The 15,585-nt window shown below is 72.1% G+C and carries 10 protein-coding genes and 1 pseudogene; 5 read left to right on the forward strand and 6 right to left on the reverse strand.

Features of this window, described 5'->3' with window-relative positions:
* Positions 1-4 precede the first annotated feature (4 nt).
* Together AB0898_RS07085 and iolC are read right to left on the reverse strand one after the other, a co-directional pair.
* On the reverse strand, positions 5-922 hold the full coding sequence (locus AB0898_RS07085) for a deoxyribose-phosphate aldolase (RefSeq protein WP_366801800.1): 918 nt from the start codon (positions 920-922) through the stop codon (positions 5-7).
* A complete protein-coding gene (iolC, locus tag AB0898_RS07090) occupies positions 919-1,869 on the reverse strand; it encodes a 5-dehydro-2-deoxygluconokinase (RefSeq protein WP_366801801.1) in 951 nt (316 codons plus the stop codon). The genes AB0898_RS07085 and iolC overlap by 4 nt, the downstream gene beginning before the upstream one ends.
* A gap of 127 nt (positions 1,870-1,996) precedes the next feature.
* Here iolC and AB0898_RS07095 point away from each other — a divergent pair, with 127 nt between their 5' ends.
* The 4 genes from AB0898_RS07095 to AB0898_RS07110 all read left to right on the forward strand — a co-directional run bounded on the left by AB0898_RS07095 (position 1,997) and on the right by AB0898_RS07110 (position 6,261).
* Complete coding sequence (locus tag AB0898_RS07095; RefSeq protein ID WP_366801802.1) at positions 1,997-2,911, forward strand: sugar phosphate isomerase/epimerase; 915 nt, start codon at positions 1,997-1,999, stop codon at positions 2,909-2,911.
* A 296-nt stretch (positions 2,912-3,207) separates the two neighbouring features.
* The gene (locus AB0898_RS07100; protein WP_018545008.1) at positions 3,208-3,405 is read left to right on the forward strand and encodes an AlpA family transcriptional regulator; all 198 of its coding nucleotides are present in this window, start codon (positions 3,208-3,210) and stop codon (positions 3,403-3,405) included.
* A gap of 242 nt (positions 3,406-3,647) precedes the next feature.
* Positions 3,648-3,887: a heavy-metal-associated domain-containing protein gene (locus AB0898_RS07105; RefSeq protein WP_018545007.1), complete on the forward strand. Its 240-nt coding sequence runs from the start codon at positions 3,648-3,650 to the stop codon at positions 3,885-3,887.
* Positions 3,888-4,011: 124 nt separating this feature from the next.
* On the forward strand, positions 4,012-6,261 hold the full coding sequence (locus tag AB0898_RS07110; protein ID WP_366801803.1) for a heavy metal translocating P-type ATPase: 2,250 nt from the start codon (positions 4,012-4,014) through the stop codon (positions 6,259-6,261).
* Between the two features lie 619 nt (positions 6,262-6,880).
* Here the strand turns inward: AB0898_RS07110 and AB0898_RS07115 are convergent.
* The 3 genes and pseudogenes from AB0898_RS07115 to AB0898_RS07125 all read right to left on the reverse strand — a co-directional run bounded on the left by AB0898_RS07115 (position 6,881) and on the right by AB0898_RS07125 (position 13,136).
* The gene (locus AB0898_RS07115) at positions 6,881-8,170 is read right to left on the reverse strand and encodes a citrate synthase (protein WP_366801804.1); all 1,290 of its coding nucleotides are present in this window, start codon (positions 8,168-8,170) and stop codon (positions 6,881-6,883) included.
* A 242-nt stretch (positions 8,171-8,412) separates the two neighbouring features.
* Positions 8,413-10,660, reverse strand: a pseudogene (locus tag AB0898_RS07120) (ATP-dependent RecD-like DNA helicase); the annotation flags it as partial.
* On the reverse strand, positions 10,575-13,136 hold the full coding sequence (locus tag AB0898_RS07125; RefSeq protein WP_366801805.1) for a helix-turn-helix domain-containing protein: 2,562 nt from the start codon (positions 13,134-13,136) through the stop codon (positions 10,575-10,577). The gene AB0898_RS07125 and the pseudogene AB0898_RS07120, both read right to left, overlap by 86 nt.
* Positions 13,137-13,306: 170 nt before the next feature.
* On the opposite strand from AB0898_RS07125, the gene AB0898_RS07130 reads away from it, so the two are divergent.
* Positions 13,307-14,830 carry a phosphatidylinositol-specific phospholipase C domain-containing protein gene (locus AB0898_RS07130; protein WP_366801806.1) on the forward strand — a complete coding sequence of 508 codons (1,524 nt, stop codon included), beginning with the start codon at positions 13,307-13,309 and terminating at the stop codon, positions 14,828-14,830.
* Between the two features lie 28 nt (positions 14,831-14,858).
* Here AB0898_RS07130 and AB0898_RS07135 read toward each other — a convergent pair whose 3' ends face one another.
* Complete coding sequence (locus AB0898_RS07135; RefSeq protein ID WP_366801807.1) at positions 14,859-15,485, reverse strand: hypothetical protein; 627 nt, start codon at positions 15,483-15,485, stop codon at positions 14,859-14,861.
* Between the last annotated feature and the right edge of the window lie 100 nt (positions 15,486-15,585).

The following is a 15,585-nucleotide window of genomic DNA, read 5'->3' on the forward strand; positions in this document are numbered from 1 at the left end:
GCCCTCACAGCAGTCCGGCGGCGGTGTCCACGGCGGCGGCCACGTCGCCGTCCGCCGGGTACAGCAGCGAGCGGCCGACCACCAGGCCGCGCACGGTGGGCAGTTGGAGCGCGCCGCGCCACTTCTCGTAGGCGGCGGCCTGCTCCTCCGGCGAGCCGCCGGCCTCGCCGCCGAGCAGCACGGCGGGCAGCGTGGTGGTGGCCATGACCTCGGCCATGTCGTCGGGGTTCTCGGTGACGGGCACCTTGAGCCAGGTGTAGGCGGAGGAGCCGCCGAGTCCGGAGGCGATGGCGAGCGAGCGGGTGACGGCCTCGGCGGACAGATCGTTGCGCAGCCGTCCGTCCAGGCCGCGTCTGCTGAGGAACGGTTCGACGAACACCGGGAGCCGGCGCTCCGCCATGGCGTCCACCGCGCGGGCCGCGCTCTCCAGGGTGGTCAGCGAGCCCGGGTCGGTGTAGTCGACGCGCAGCAGCAGCTTGCCCGCGTCGAACCGCAGCCGCGCGATGTCCTCGGGGCGGTGCCCGGTGAAGCGGTCGTCCAGCTCGAAGCTGGCGCCCTGGAGTCCGCCCCGGTTCATCGAGCCCATGACGACCTTGCCGTCCAGGGCGCCGAGCAGCAGCAGGTCGTCCAGGATGTCGGCGGTGGCGAGGACCCCGTCCACCCCCGGCCGGGACAGCGCGAGACACAGCCGCCCCAGCAGCTCGGCCCGGTTGGCCATGGCGAACTCCCGGCCCCCGGCCCCGAGCGCACCGCGCGCGGGATGGTCGGCGGCGACGATCAGCAGCCGCTCACTGGCCCCCAGCAGCGGCCGCCGGACGCGCCGGGCGGCGGCCTCGGCGATGGCCTCGGGGTGCCGGGTGCGCAGATGGACGAGGGTGGAGACGTCCACCCGGACGCCGTCGAAGGTCCGGCCCCCGCTCATCGCACCGCTCCGGCGGCGAGCGCGGCGGCCACCTCGTCCGGGGTCGGCATCGCGGACGAGCACTCCAGGCGCGAGGCGACGATGGCCCCGGCGGCGTTGGCGTGCCGCATCACCGTCTCCAGGTCCCACCCCGCCAGCAGCCCGTGGCACAGCGAGCCCCCGAACGCGTCCCCGGCGCCGAGGCCGTTGAGGACGGTGACGGGCAGCGGGGGCACCTCGGCGCTCTCCCCGTCGCGGCGCACCGCGAGGACGCCCTTGGGCCCCTGCTTCACCACGGCCAGCTCCACCCCGGCGGCCAGCAACGCCTCGGCGGCGGCGTGCGGTTCGCGGGTCCCGGTGGCGATCTCCACCTCGTCCAGGTTGCCGACGGCCACCGTGGCGTGCCGCAGGGCCTCGGTGTAGCAGGGGCGCGCGGTGTCGGGGTCCCGCCAGAACATCGGCCGCCAGTCCAGGTCGAAGACGGTGACACCGGCGCGGGCGCGATGCGCGAGGGCGTCGAGGGTGGCCGTACGGCTCGGCTCCTCGCTCAGGCCCGTACCGGTGACCCAGAAGACGCGGGCCGCGCGGATCGCGTCCAGGTCGAGTTCGCCGGGGTGGATCTCCAGGTCGGGGGCCTTGGGCTGCCGGTAGAAGTAGAGCGGGAAGTCGTCCGGCGGGAAGACCTCGCAGAAGGTGACCGGGGTGGGCAGTCCGGGGACCGGGGTGACCCAGCGGTCGTCCACGCCGAAGCCGCGCAGCGCCTCGTGGAGGTAGTCGCCGAAGGGGTCGGCGCCGGTGCGGGTGATCACGGCCGTACGCAGTCCGAGCCGGGCGGCGGCGACCGCGACGTTGGTCGCCGAGCCGCCGAGGAACTTGCCGAAGGACGACACCCGGTCGAGCGGGACCCCGGTCTGGAGCGGGTAGAGGTCCACCCCGATCCGCCCCATGGTGATCAGGTCGTACGCCATCGGCTCCCCTTCGTCCCGGGTCTCTTCCCGGTGTTCTAGTCCGGTCCGGTGAGCCCTGTCAATGTTTTGTCCGGACATTCGGACGAGGTATTGACACCCCTTCCGGCGGACGCCCACGCTGGCGCTCATGACGTCGCTGCCGACTTCCCCACTGTCCCGTATCCGCGTCGGATCGGCCCCCGACTCCTGGGGTGTGTGGTTCCCGGACGACCCCCGGCAGGTGCCCTGGGAACGCTTCCTCGACGAGGTCGCGGCCGCCGGGTACGAGTGGATCGAGCTGGGCCCGTACGGCTATCTGCCGACCGACCCGGCCGTGCTCGCCGAGGAGACGGGCCGGCGCGGTCTGAAGGTGTCCGCCGGGACCGTCTTCACCGGGCTGCACCACGGCCCGGCGGTGTGGGAGAAGACCTGGGAGCACGTCGCGGCCATCGCGGACCTCACCCGGGCCACGGGCGCCCGCCATCTCGTCGTCATCCCCTCCTTCTGGCGCGACGACAAGACCGGCGAGGTGCTGGAGCCGTCCGAACTGACGGCGGAGCAGTGGCGGAACCTGACCTCGCTGACCGAGCGCCTGGGCCGCGAGGTGCGCGAGCGGTACGGCCTGACGATCGCCGTCCACCCGCACGCCGACACCCACATCGACACCGAGGAGAACGTCACCCGCTTCCTGGACGGCACCGACCCCGCCGATGTCTCGCTCTGCCTGGACACCGGGCACTACGCGTACTGCGGCGGCGACAGCGTCAAGCTGATCGAGACCTACGGCGAGCGGCTCGGCTATCTCCACCTCAAGCAGGTGGACCCGGAGATCCTGGCCCAGGTGCGCGCCGAGGGCACGCCGTTCGGTCCGGCGGTCGCGCGGGGCGTGATGTGCGAGCCGCCGGCCGGGGTGCCCGCGCTCGGCCCGGTCCTGGAGGCGGCCGCGCGCCTGGACACCGACCTGTTCGCGATCGTCGAGCAGGACATGTACCCGTGCGAGCCGGACCGCCCGCTGCCGATCGCGCGGCGGACCCGGGCGTTCCTGCGCTCGTGCGGGGTATGACGTACGCGGGAGGTTGACGCCGGACCCCCGCCGGGACCCCCCGGCCGCGCCCGCGTCAACCCGCCACGCCTGCCGCTCGTCATACTGATCGGCTGCGGTTCCGTCACGAATACGCCCCTCCTGTCACATACGTCGCGCATACGCGGGTTCTCCGTCACACCCGTCCCACAAACCCCTCCCGGTGGTCACGCTGCGTCGTTGAGTCGGCACAGGCTTGTGATCACCAGCGCTGCGCCCGGTCCCCCGACGGCCGCCCCCGGCCGTGCCCGCGGCGCGCGCGCAGGGAGGTGCGACTCATGACCGACCGAAGGCTCTGGTCCTACAAGGAGATCGCGGCGCACATCCGGGTGCAGCCGGACACCGTGCGGTCCTATCGCAAGCACGGCCTGCTGCCCCCGCCCGACCTCGTGGAGGGCGGCAAGCCCTACTGGTACGCCGACACGGTGCGCGCCTGGGTCGCCTCGCGGCCCGGCAACCGCGGCCGCAGAGACTGAGCCTCCGTCACCACCCCGTTCCGCGCACGCCCGTACGCCGTCCCCCGAGGGGCGGTGTGCGGGCGTTCGCCGTACTGCGACAAAGCGCGCGTATGCATAGGGTGCGGGAGGATTCACCCACCATCGGGGAGCCCTTGGGGAATACCCCCTAGGGGTATAGTGTTGACAGAGGTGAGGTTCCCCCCGCGAACCCCACCGGCCACACCGGCCCCGCCCCACGCACATCCGACGAGGAGAACGACATGAGCGCCCAGACCGACACCCCGGGCTCCGTCACCGCCGTCTACCAGGTGAGCGGCATGAGCTGCGGCCACTGCGAGGGCTCCGTCTCGGCCGAGATCTCCGAGATTCCCGGCGTCAGCTCCGTCAAGGCCGTCGCCTCGACGGGCGAGGTCACGGTCGTCTCCGCCGCCCCGCTCGACGAGGAGGCCGTCCGCGCCGCCGTCGACGAGGCCGGCTTCGAGCTGGCCGGCCGCGCCTGACGGCACCGGTCACGCCTCCGGCCCGCACCCCGAGCGCGGCCGGTGATCACTTTCCCCGACCGGGCCGTACCGACCAGCTCATACTGGATTCCGTACGGCCCGGTCCGATGTCTGGAGTCCGGACATGACCAGCACCACCGAAGAGACACGGCAGGCGGACGGCACCACCGCGCAGGTCGAGCTGCTCGTCGGCGGCATGACCTGCGCGTCCTGCGCCGCCCGGGTGGAGAAGAAGCTCAACCGCATGGACGGCGTGAGCGCCACCGTCAACTACGCCACGGAGAAGGCCAAGGTCAGTTACGGCCCCGGGGTGAAGGTCGCCGACCTGATCGCCACCGTCGTGAAGACCGGGTACACCGCCGAGGAGCCCCCGCCGCCGGAGCCGGAACCCGAGTCCGCGTCCGAGTCCGCCGAGGAGCGCGACCCGGAGACGGCCGCGCTCAGGCAGCGGCTGCTCGTCTCCGTCGTCCTCGCCGTCCCGGTGGTCCTGCTCGCCATGGTCCCGGCGCTCCAGTTCACCAACTGGCAGTGGCTCTCACTGACGCTGGCCGCGCCCGTCGTCGTCTGGGGCGGACTGCCCTTCCACCGGGCCGCCTGGACCAATCTGCGGCACGGCGCGGCCACCATGGACACCCTGGTCTCGGTGGGCACGCTGGCCGCGTTCGGCTGGTCGCTGTGGGCGCTGTTCTTCGGCGACGCGGGCATGGCCGGGATGCACGACTCCTTCCGCTTCACGGTCTCGCGCGCCGAGGGTGCCTCCTCCATCTATCTGGAGGTTGCCTCCGGGGTCATCGCGCTGATCCTGCTCGGCCGCTATCTGGAGGCCCGCTCCAAGCGCCGTGCGGGGGCCGCGCTGCGGGCGCTGATGGAGCTGGGCGCCAAGGACGTGACCGTGCTCCGCGAAGGACGCGAGACGCGGGTGCCGGTGTCCTCGCTGGCCGTGGGCGACCGGTTCGTCGTACGGCCCGGCGAGAAGATCGCCACCGACGGCACCGTGGCCGAGGGCGTCTCCGCCGTGGACGCCTCCATGCTGACCGGCGAGTCCGTCCCCGTGGACGTGGGCCCCGGCGACAAGGTCACCGGCGCGACCGTCAACGCGGGCGGCCGGCTCGTGGTCGAGGCGACCCGGGTCGGCGCGGACACCCAGCTCGCCCGGATGGCCCGCCTGGTGGAGGACGCGCAGAACGGCAAGGCCCAGGTGCAGCGGCTCGCCGACCGGATCTCCGCCGTGTTCGTGCCCGTCGTCATCCTGATCGCGCTCGGCACCTTCGGCGTCTGGCTCGGCGTCACCGGGGACACCGCCGCGGCGTTCACCGCCGCCGTCGCCGTCCTGATCATCGCCTGCCCCTGCGCGCTGGGCCTCGCCACCCCGACCGCGCTGATGGTCGGCACCGGGCGGGGCGCCCAGCTCGGCATCCTCATCAAGGGCCCCGAGGTCCTGGAGTCCACCCGCCGCGTCGACACCGTCCTGCTGGACAAGACCGGCACCGTCACCACCGGCCGGATGACCCTCCAGGAGGTGCACACCGCCTTCGGCGAGAACGAGGAGGAGGTCCTGCGGCTCGCCGGCGCCCTGGAGCACGCCTCCGAGCACCCCGTCGCCCGCGCGATCGCCGCAGGAGCCGAGGAGCGGGTCGGGACGCTGCCGCCGGTCGAGCACTTCGAGAACGTGCCCGGGCGGGGCGTACGCGGCCGTGTGGAGGGCCACGACGTGGTCGTGGGGCGCCTGGACCACAAGCTGTTCGAGGAACTGGTCGCCGCCCGCGCCATGACCGAGGAGGCGGGCCGTACGGCCGTCGCGGTCAGCTGGGACGGGCGCTCCCGCGCGGTGCTGGCCGTCGCGGACGCGGTCAAGGACACCAGCGCCGAGGCGGTGCGCGAGCTGCGCGCGCTCGGCCTCACCCCGGTCCTGCTCACCGGCGACAACCGCACGGTCGCGGAGACGGTCGCGCGCGAGGTCGGCATCGACGAGGTGATCGCGGACGTCCTCCCCGAGGACAAGGTGGAGGCGGTACGGCGCCTGCAGCGGGAGGGGCGGACCGTCGCCATGGTCGGTGACGGCGTCAACGACGCGGCCGCCCTCGCCGCCGCCGACCTCGGACTCGCCATGGGCACCGGGACCGACGCGGCCATCGAGGCGGGCGATCTGACCCTGGTGCGCGGCGATCTGCGGGTGGCCGCCGACGCCATCCGGCTGTCCCGCAGGACCCTCGCCACCATCAAGGGCAACCTGGTGTGGGCCTTCGGCTACAACGTCGCCGCGCTGCCGCTGGCCGCCGCGGGGCTGCTCAACCCCATGATCGCGGGGGCCGCAATGGCCTTCTCGTCCGTGTTCGTCGTCACGAACAGCCTGCGACTGCGTCGCTTTGCCTGAAATACCCCCCGGTTACCGGGGGTTCGGGCGGGGAGAAGTAAGAGTCCCCCTAGAGTCGGGCCCGCGCCTCACATAAGCTCTTCACAAGCCTCGCGCATCATCCTTACGCTTGGGCACCCGATCGCCGTATCGGGGCTCTTGTGCACCTAAGGGACATATGCAAGAGACGCAGATCACAGTGATGCGAACGTAACCATCGAAGGGGTTCGAAGGTCTAAGTTGGCGGTGTCAGTCCAGCGTCTTGGGGGGCGCCGGCTGGCATCTGGGGTTGTCTTGGGGGACTGCCTCAGAGATGCGTTGCCGGGGCACGTACACCGGGAAGCTTTGAGCGGCCCTCCCAGCGTGCGCTGTCCCGGCAGACCGCAACCGTTTTATGCATCACTGGAGCGCGGTGGGTTCGCCCGTCGTGCTCAGGCAGCGAATTCAGGCGCTGCCTCTCCGAGCGCCCGGCCCGGATCCCGTGGGGGGAATCCGCACCGGGGCATGGGAAGGCGCCCTGGACGTCGGCCCGTGGGGGGACCGACGCGCCAGGGCGCCTTCTTCTTTGCTTTTTTCCGGCTCGGTTCGCCTCCGGGGCGCCGCGTGGCACCCCGGAGACCGCAGTCTTACGGCGCTGAGGTCAGCGCTCCTCGACCGGGATGAAGTCGCGCTCGACGATGCCCGTGTAGATCTGGCGCGGGCGGCCGATGCGGGAGCCGGGCTCCTTGATCATCTCCGTCCACTGGGCGATCCAGCCCGGGAGCCGGCCGAGGGCGAACAGGACCGTGAACATCTCGGTCGGGAAGCCCATGGCGCGGTAGATCAGGCCGGTGTAGAAGTCGACGTTCGGGTAGAGGTTGCGCGAGACGAAGTAGTCGTCCGAGAGCGCGTGCTCCTCCAGCTTCAGCGCGATGTCCAGCAGCTCGTCGGACTTGCCGAGCGCGGAGAGGACGTCGTGCGCGGCGGCCTTGATGATCTTGGCGCGCGGGTCGAAGGACTTGTACACCCGGTGGCCGAAGCCCATCAGACGGACGCCGTCCTCCTTGTTCTTCACCTTGCGGATGAAGGAGTCGACGTCGCCGCCGTTGGCCTGGATGTCCTCCAGCATCTCCAGGACCGACTGGTTGGCGCCGCCGTGCAGCGGGCCCCACAGCGCGTTGATGCCGGCGGAGATCGAGGCGAACATGTTGGCCTGCGAGGAGCCCACCAGGCGCACCGTGGAGGTCGAACAGTTCTGCTCGTGGTCCGCGTGCAGGATCAGCAGCTTGTCGAGCGCGGAGACCACGACCGGGTCCAGCTCGTACTCCTGCGCCGGCACCGAGAACGTCATGCGCAGGAAGTTCTCGACGTAGCCGAGGTCGTTGCGCGGGTAGACGAACGGGTGGCCGATCGACTTCTTGTAGGCGTACGCCGCGATCGTCGGCAGCTTGGCGAGCAGCCGGATCGTGGAGAGGTCGCGCTGCTGCTCGTCGAACGGGTTGTGGCTGTCCTGGTAGAAGGTGGACAGCGCCGAGACGACCGAGGACAGCATGGCCATCGGGTGGGCGTCGCGCGGGAAGCCCCGGTAGAAGTTCTTGACGTCCTCGTGCAGCAGGGTGTGCCGCGTGATGTCGTTCTTGAACGTCGTCAGCTCGTCGACGGTGGGCAGCTCGCCGTTGATGAGCAGGTACGCCACCTCAAGGAAGGTGGAGCGCTCGGCCAGCTGCTCGATCGGGTAGCCGCGGTAGCGGAGGATGCCCGCCTCGCCGTCGAGGTAGGTGACGGCGGATTTGTACGCGGCCGTGTTGCCGTAGCCGCTGTCCAGGGTAACCAGACCGGTCTGGGCGCGGAGCTTCCCGATGTCGAAGCCCTTGTCACCGACGGTGCTGTCGACCACCGGATAGGTGTACTCGCCGTCGCCGACCCGCAGTACTACAGAGTTGTCGCTCACGTCTTCCCTCACCGACTTAGTGCCTCATCTTCGAGGTGCCCTGACTGTCTCTACCATCCCCCATTTGGCTCAGGAGAGTGCACTCGGGGTCGCCACTTGGCCTGTTGGCGGCACTCAGTGCCGTCAACCTGCACATCCTGCCGCCTGTGCGGACCGTGCGGAAGTGCTCTGTGACCTTCGTGACTCATTTGATCGATCATTTTTCCAGGAGTGTTTCGCGGGCGGGTCCGCGGGCCGGCTCCCGGGGCCAGCCGGAAGTCCAGCGCGGTGCACCGCCGTCCCGCCGAGACGGTGCGTACGGCCTGCCCGATCGCCTTGCGCGAGCCGACCAGGACGACCAGCCGCTTGGCCCGGGTGACCGCCGTGTAGAGCAGGTTGCGCTGGAGCATGGTCCAGGCGCTGGTGGTGACCGGGATCACCACCGCCGGGTATTCACTGCCCTGCGAACGGTGGATGGTCACGGCGTAGGCGTGGGCCAGCTCGTCCAGTTCGTCGAAGTCGTACGCCACCTCCTCGTCCTCGTCGGTACGCACCGTCAGACGCTGCTCGACCAGGTCGAGGGAGGTGACCACGCCGACGGTGCCGTTGAAGACGCCGTTCTCGCCCTTGTCGTAATTGTTGCGAATCTGGGTGACCTTGTCGCCGACGCGGAAGACCCGGCCGCCGAACCGCTTCTCCGCGAGGCCGGGGCGCGCGGGCGTGATCGCCTGCTGGAGCAGGCCGTTGAGGGCGCCCGCGCCCGCCGGGCCCCGGTGCATCGGCGCGAGCACCTGCACGTCACGGCGCGGGTCGAGCCCGAAGCGGGCCGGGACGCGGCGCGCGGCGACGTCCACGGTGAGCCGGCCCGCCTCCTCGGTGTCGTCCTCCACGAAGAGGAAGAAGTCCTTCATGCCGTCGGTGAGCGGATGCTGCCCGGCGTTGATCCGGTGCGCGTTGGTGATCACGCCGGACTGCCGGGCCTGGCGGAAGACCCGGGTGAGCCGGACGGCGGGCACCGGGCCGCCCTCGGCGAGCAGATCGCGCAGCACCTCTCCGGCGCCGACGCTGGGCAGCTGGTCCACGTCCCCGACGAAGAGGAGATGGGCGCCCGGGGGCACCGCCTTGACCAGCTTGTTGGCGAGCAGGAGGTCCAGCATGGACGCCTCGTCCACCACCACCAGGTCGGCGTCCAGCGGGCGTTCGCGGGTCGTAGGCGGCGTCGCCTCCGGGCCTCAGCTCCAGCAGCCGGTGCACGGTGGAGGCCTCGGTGCCGGTCAGCTCCGCGAGGCGCTTGGCGGCGCGTCCGGTGGGGGCGGCGAGCAGGACCCTGGCCTTCTTGGCGCGGGCCAGCTCCACGATCGAGCGCACGGTGAAGGACTTGCCGCACCCGGGGCCGCCGGTGAGCACGGCGACCTTCTCGGTGAGCGCGAGCCGTACGGCGGCCTCCTGCTCGGGGGCGAGGTCGGCTCCGGTACGGGACTTCAGCCAGCCGAGCGCCTTGTCCCAGGCCACGTCCCGGAAGGCGGGCATCCGGTCCTCGCCGGTGCGCAGGAGCCGCGACAGCTGGGCGGCGAGGGAGAGTTCGGCGCGGTGGAAGGGGACGAGGTAGACGGCGGTGACCTCCTCTCCCCCGTCGGGCCCGGGGACCTTCTCCCGTACGACACCGGGCTCCTCGCCCTCCTCGCCGGGCGCCGCGAGTTCGGCCAGGCACTCGATGACCAGTCCGGTGTCGACCTGGAGGAGCTTGACCGCGTCCGCGATGAGGCGTTCCTCGGGGAGGTAGCAGTGGCCCTGGTCGGTGGACTGGGACAGGGCGTACCGCAGGCCCGCCTTGACGCGTTCGGGGCTGTCGTGGAGTATGCCCACGGACTGGGCGATCTTGTCGGCGGTGAGGAAGCCGATGCCCCAGACGTCGGCGGCGAGCCGGTAGGGCTGGTTCTTCACCACCGAGATCGACGCGTCGCCGTACTTCTTGTAGATCCGCACGGCGATGGACGTGGACACCTCGACGGTCTGGAGGAAGAGCATCACCTCCTTGATCGCCTTCTGCTCCTCCCAGGCGTCGGCGATCTTCCCGGTGCGCTTGGGGCCGAGCCCGGGGACCTCGATGAGCCGCTTGGGCTCCTCCTCGATGATCCTGAGCGTGTCGAGCCCGAAGTGCCGGGTGATCCGGTCCGCGAAGACCGGTCCGATGCCCTTGACCAGACCGGAGCCGAGATAGCGCCGGATGCCCTGGACGGTGGCGGGCAGCACGGTCGTGTAGTTCTCGACGTGGAACTGTCTGCCGTACTGCGGATGGGAGCCCCAGCGCCCCTCCATCCGCAGCGACTCCCCCACCTGCGCCCCGAGCAGCGCCCCCACCACCGTGAGCAGCTCCCCGCCGCCCCGGCCGGTGTCGACCCGCGCGACGGTGTACCCCGTCTCCTCATGCGCGTACGTGATCCGCTCCAGCACCGCTTCCAGCATGGCGAGCCGCGGCCCGCCGCCCTCCGTCCCCGTCTGCTGCGCCATGGTTTGACGGTACCGGTGGGGTGCGACAGGCAGCGGTGGGCCCGTCGAGTTCGCGGAGTTCGGCGGCGGCCTCGGCCTGGCGCGGATTGTTCATCCGGCGGAGCCCGTCATGAGCGGCCGCCAGGGTCTCGCGGGCCTCGTCGTGACGGCCGAGCCGGCGCAGGACGATCCCGAGGTCGAGCCGGGCCGGTTCGCTCCAGGGCGGCATGTGCGCCGCCTCGAAGTGCACCACGGCGTATCGCAGGGCGGCCTCGGCGTCGGGCCAGCGGCGCAGGGCGGCCAGGTCGTTGCCGATGTGCTGGCGGCTGGAGGCGAGGTACAGGCCGATCAGTTCGGGCCGCTGCCCGGGCATTCCGGCCCGGCAGATGGTCTCGCTGCGCCGGTGCACGGTCAGGGCCTCGTCCGCGTGGCCGCTCTGGCGCAGCTGCCGGCCCAGGGTGTTGAGGGTGGAGAGCTCGGCGAGGCGGCTCTGGGGCGAGGTCTGGCCGGCCAGCAGCGCGGCCGCCGTACGGAGCCGGGTGATGGACTCCTCCGCCCGTCCGAGCCGGTGGAGCGCGTCGGCTCCGTAGCCCAGTGCCCAGGCGACCTGGAGCTGGTCTCCGGCCCCATGTGCCGCCTCCTGGGCGGCCTGCGCGGTGGCCAGGGCGGCGGTGTGGTCGTAGACGCAGGTGTTGTAGGCCCAGGCGAGGTAGTTGAGGTGGACGGCCTCGTCGCGTCCGCTGCGCAGGGCGCGGGCGGAGTCGACGGCCCGCTGGAACACCTCCACCCACAGTTCCCAGTGCCCGCAGCGGTCGGAGAACCAGTGCATGGCTTCGGCGGCGTCGAGGACCCGCCGGTGGTGTCCGGCCGCCTGGGTACGGCCCAGGGCCGCGAGCCACTGGGCGCGCTCGGCCTCCAGCCAGGTCCGGGCCTGCTCGCGGCCGGCGGGCGCGGTGGCCGGGTCGGGGTCGCCGTCGTCGGCCGGGCCGCGGCGGTGGTCGGCGTCGAAGAGCAGCGCGGTGGCGGTGGCCCGGCGCAGTATCCAGCGGTCGGCCCGTTCCCGGGCGGCGGAGAGGTCCGCGGGGTCGTCGTCCTCGGCCAGTTGTTCACCGGCGAACAGGCGGAGGAGGTCGTGGAAGCGGTAGCGGTCGGCGGTGGGGTGGGGCTGGAGCAGTCCGGCGTCGGCGAGGCGTTCCGCGCTCCTGGTGGCCTGACGGGCCGGCAGACCGGCGAGGAGCGCGGCGGTTCCGGGGCTGAAGTCGGCTCCGTCCGCGAGCGCGGCGCGGCGGAGGACGAGCCGGTCGGCCGGGCTCAGCCGCCGGTAGGACAGGGCGAAGGCGGCCCGCACCCGCAGCGAACCGGCTTGCAGGGCGTCCAGCCGGTCTTCCTCCTCGGTGAGCCGTCCGACGAGCTTGGCGATGCGTTCGCCGGGACGGGAGGCGAGGCGCTGCGCGGCGATACGGAGGGCCAGCGGAAGGTGCCCGCACAGCTCCGCCAGATCGCGGGCGGCCTGGCGCTCCCGCTCGACCCGCTCCGGGCCGATGACGCGGACGAGCAGCTCGACCGCCTCCTCGCGGCGTAGCAGCCCGAGTTCGGCGCGGTGGACCGATTCGAGGCCGGGCAGGGTGTGCCTGCTGGTGACGAGGGTGAGCGAGGCACCGGTGCCGGGAAGCAGGGGGCGGACCTGCTCGTCGTCCGCGGCGTTGTCCAGCAGGAGCAGGGCGCGCCGGTCGTGGAGGACGGAGCGCAGCAGGCCGGAGCGGTCGTCGGTGCCGGCGGGTACGGCGCTGTCGGGCACGCCGAGGGCGCGCAGCAGCCGGGCGAGCGCCTCGCGCGGCGGGGTGGGCCGCGGGTCCATGCCGCGCAGGTCGACGGCGAACCGGCCGTCCGGGAAACGCGGCGCGAGGGTGTGGGCGGCATGGACGGCCAACGCGGTTTTACCCAGGCCGGGTTGACCGCAGATCAGCGCGACCGGCGGACGGGCCGGGTCCTTCTCCTCCGCCAGGGCCAGCAGCCGGGCGAGGACTGGGCCGCGGGCGGTGAAGTCATGGAGGTCCCGGGGCAGGGCGAGCGTGTGGTGCGGGGTTGGGTGCGGGGCCCTCCCCTCGGCGGGTCCCCCCTCCGGCCCGGCACCCGCGGCCCGGGCATGCCCGGCACTCCGGGCGGGACCGGCATCCCCGGCGGGCCCGGCACCCCCGCCGCTCCCCCCGCCCGCGTCTCCGGCCTGTCCGGGCCGTCCCGAGGCCGGCCGTGAGCGTCCCAGGTTCGCCGCGTGTTCCAGTTCCCGGGCGCCGTCGGCGTCCAGGCGCAGCGCGGCGGCCAGGGCCTTGACGGTACGGCGCTGCGGCCCCCGGGAGCGTCCGCACTCCAGGTACGACAGCGCCCGCACGCTCACCCCCGCGGCCTGGGCCAGCTCTTCCTGGCTCAGGCCCGCGCTCGTACGCAGACCGCGTAAGCGCGCGCCGAAGTCACCGGTGGCGGGTCTGCCGCTGTCCATGCCGAACGTGTCCCCTCTGGTCGGCGCGGTCCCACCGCGACGCGAGCGCGCACCACGAACCCGACCGGCAAAAGTACGCGTGCCCCTATTTTTGCGGGTCGGAGTTCGTGGTCCCGCCCCGTCCCGTCGAGTTGGCTGAAGACAACCCAGCGAACTCGAACGGGAGTCCCATGTCCCCCACCACCCCACCGCGCCGGCGGCCGCGCCTTCTGGCGCGTCTGACGACGGTCTGTCTCGCCCTGAGCGCGGCCCTGCTCACGCCCGCCACCGCCGGGGCGGCCGGGTCGGGCAACGCCGACGCCTACCGGAGCATCGGGTCGGTCGACCGGACCGACTGGATGAAGGACATCGCGAGCGACACCTCGCTCGCGGCACTGTCCCTGCCCGGCACCCACGAGACGCTCGCCATCCACGGCGGCGTCTTCACGGAGACCCAGGAGGACTTCGGCGACAGCGCGAACACCTTGGCGGCGCAGCTGCGGGCGGGCATCCGGGCCATCGACATCCGGGTCCGCGTCACCGACAGCCACTTCTTCGCGATCCACCACGGCGTGGTCTACCAGAAGGCCAACTTCGACGACGTCCTGAGCAAGACGCAGGCATTCCTCAAGCAGCACCCGAGCGAGACCGTCGTCATGCGGCTGCGGGCCGAGTGCCCCTACTCGGACCCCGGCATCGCCGACTGTGTCAACGACGGGCTGAACATCACCCCGCAGCGGATCGAGTCGATATTCGCCACCTACGTGGCGAACTACCCCGGCCTCTTCTACACCCCGTCGACCAACCAGCCCAAGAGCGCGCCGGGTCCCAGCCTCGCGCAGGTCCGCGGCAAGCTGGTGCTGGGTGCCTTCGACAACATCGGCGACGACAGCGGCAAGTTCGGGATCAGCACCTTCAACGACCACAAGGAGGACCACTGGGGCGCGTCCACCGTCCAGGAGAAGTGGAACTACGTCAAAGCCAACATCGACCAGGCGGTCGGCGGCCCCCGCGATCAGCTGTACGTGACGTACACCTCCGCGTCCACGGCCCCCGCCCGGTCCCCGTACGAGTACGCGGGCGGTGTCAGGGCCACCACCGGGGTCAACTACGCGCTGATGCAGTACCTCAACGGCGGTGGCGGCAACGGCCGGCTCGGCATCGTGATGATGGACTATCCCGGCTGGGCGCTGGTGGGCGACATCATCTCGCGCAACGACGACAGCGTGGTCAAGGGCGGTGACCGGGCCATCTGGCTGGTCAACTCCGACAAGACGTACGTCAACACGCAGTACAACCGCTGCATGGTGCGGGGCCCCGAGTTCGACAGCTCCAAGACCGGCGGTCTGGTCACCCAGCACGCGTGCCAGTCGACGCCGCCCAGCAGCCACCAGTGGGGCGCCGAGCTGCCCTCGTCCTTCGACGGCAAGGGCTACTACTGGATCAGGGCCGCCAACGGCAAGTGCCTGACCGTGCCCTACAACAACGGCACCCCGCCGTCGGCCGGGACCCAGCTGTTCTGGTGGGACTGCGAGTCCCGCTGGTTCTCGGGCAACCAGATGTGGAACATCATCCCGACCAAGGTCGGAACCGCCAACGGGTACCGGCCGGCCTACATGTTCATCAACAACTGGACGGGCCAGTGCCTGTCGATGGACCCGGCGACCGCGGCCGACTCGGGCGGCAAGGTGACCCAGGACGCCTGCCCGAAGTAGTACGCGCACCCGCGAGAAGGCGGCCCCGTCACAGCCTCCGCGCGCACCCCACCGGATTCGGGCCGCCCACCTGGACGTACAGGGAGGTGGACGGGGGGCAGGCGGGGCGGGCGGGGACGGTGTCCGTGACCTTGTAGGAGGGTGGGTGGGGGCCCGAGCCGTCGCAGGGGGTCTCGCGGACCTGGCCGTCGCCGGAGTCGTACACGCAGTCGCCGGGGACGGTGCGGGGGCCGCCGCCGCGGCCGGGGTCGCCGGGGTGCGGGGGCTGGAGGTTGCGCATGCAGGCGTAGCCGCGGGGGACGGCGGGGGCGGTGGTGCGGCCGGTCGCGGGCAGGCCGCCGCCGATGTGCAGGACGAAGTCGGTGGCCGGGGGGCAGGGCGGGCCTTCGGTGACCGGGCCGTCGTAGCGGGCGACGACGCGGGCACCGGCCCGCTCCCCCGAGCAGGGCACCTCGGTGAAGCTGGTGGGCCCGAAGGAGCTGCACTCGCCCTTGGCCAGGAAGGTGCCCGTGTGCGCGGGCGGCGCCGACGAGGGGCGCACCTCCGCCGAGGGTGCCTCGCTCTGGCAGCCCGTCACGAACAGCAGCCCCGCCAGCGTCAGCAGCAACGCGGACGGCAGCCGTGTCGCCGTGCCCACGGCACCGTTCCCGCGCATCGCACTCCCCCCGAAGACCCCGCCCAGCGTGACGCGCCGCGCGGGCGCCGCGCCAGTCGGCCGGGGTGCTTTCCGCCCTTCGGGGGTGTCCTGCCCGGTG

The sequence above is a fragment of the Streptomyces sp. NPDC005435 genome, from assembly GCF_040703155.1.
GTDB lineage: Bacteria > Actinomycetota > Actinomycetes > Streptomycetales > Streptomycetaceae > Streptomyces.

What these genes read in the sequence shown, in the direction of transcription:
- AB0898_RS07085 (WP_366801800.1), bottom strand. Translation starts at nt 922, where the DNA reads ATGAGCGGGGGCCGGACCTTCGACGGCGTCCGGGTGGACGTCTCCACC.
- iolC (WP_366801801.1), bottom strand. Translation starts at nt 1,869, where the DNA reads ATGGCGTACGACCTGATCACCATGGGGCGGATCGGGGTGGACCTCTAC.
- AB0898_RS07095 (WP_366801802.1), top strand. Translation starts at nt 1,997, where the DNA reads ATGACGTCGCTGCCGACTTCCCCACTGTCCCGTATCCGCGTCGGATCG.
- AB0898_RS07100 (WP_018545008.1), top strand. Translation starts at nt 3,208, where the DNA reads ATGACCGACCGAAGGCTCTGGTCCTACAAGGAGATCGCGGCGCACATC.
- AB0898_RS07105 (WP_018545007.1), top strand. Translation starts at nt 3,648, where the DNA reads ATGAGCGCCCAGACCGACACCCCGGGCTCCGTCACCGCCGTCTACCAG.
- AB0898_RS07110 (WP_366801803.1), top strand. Translation starts at nt 4,012, where the DNA reads ATGACCAGCACCACCGAAGAGACACGGCAGGCGGACGGCACCACCGCG.
- AB0898_RS07125 (WP_366801805.1), bottom strand. Translation starts at nt 13,136, where the DNA reads ATGGACAGCGGCAGACCCGCCACCGGTGACTTCGGCGCGCGCTTACGC.
- AB0898_RS07130 (WP_366801806.1), top strand. Translation starts at nt 13,307, where the DNA reads ATGTCCCCCACCACCCCACCGCGCCGGCGGCCGCGCCTTCTGGCGCGT.
- AB0898_RS07135 (WP_366801807.1), bottom strand. Translation starts at nt 15,485, where the DNA reads ATGCGCGGGAACGGTGCCGTGGGCACGGCGACACGGCTGCCGTCCGCG.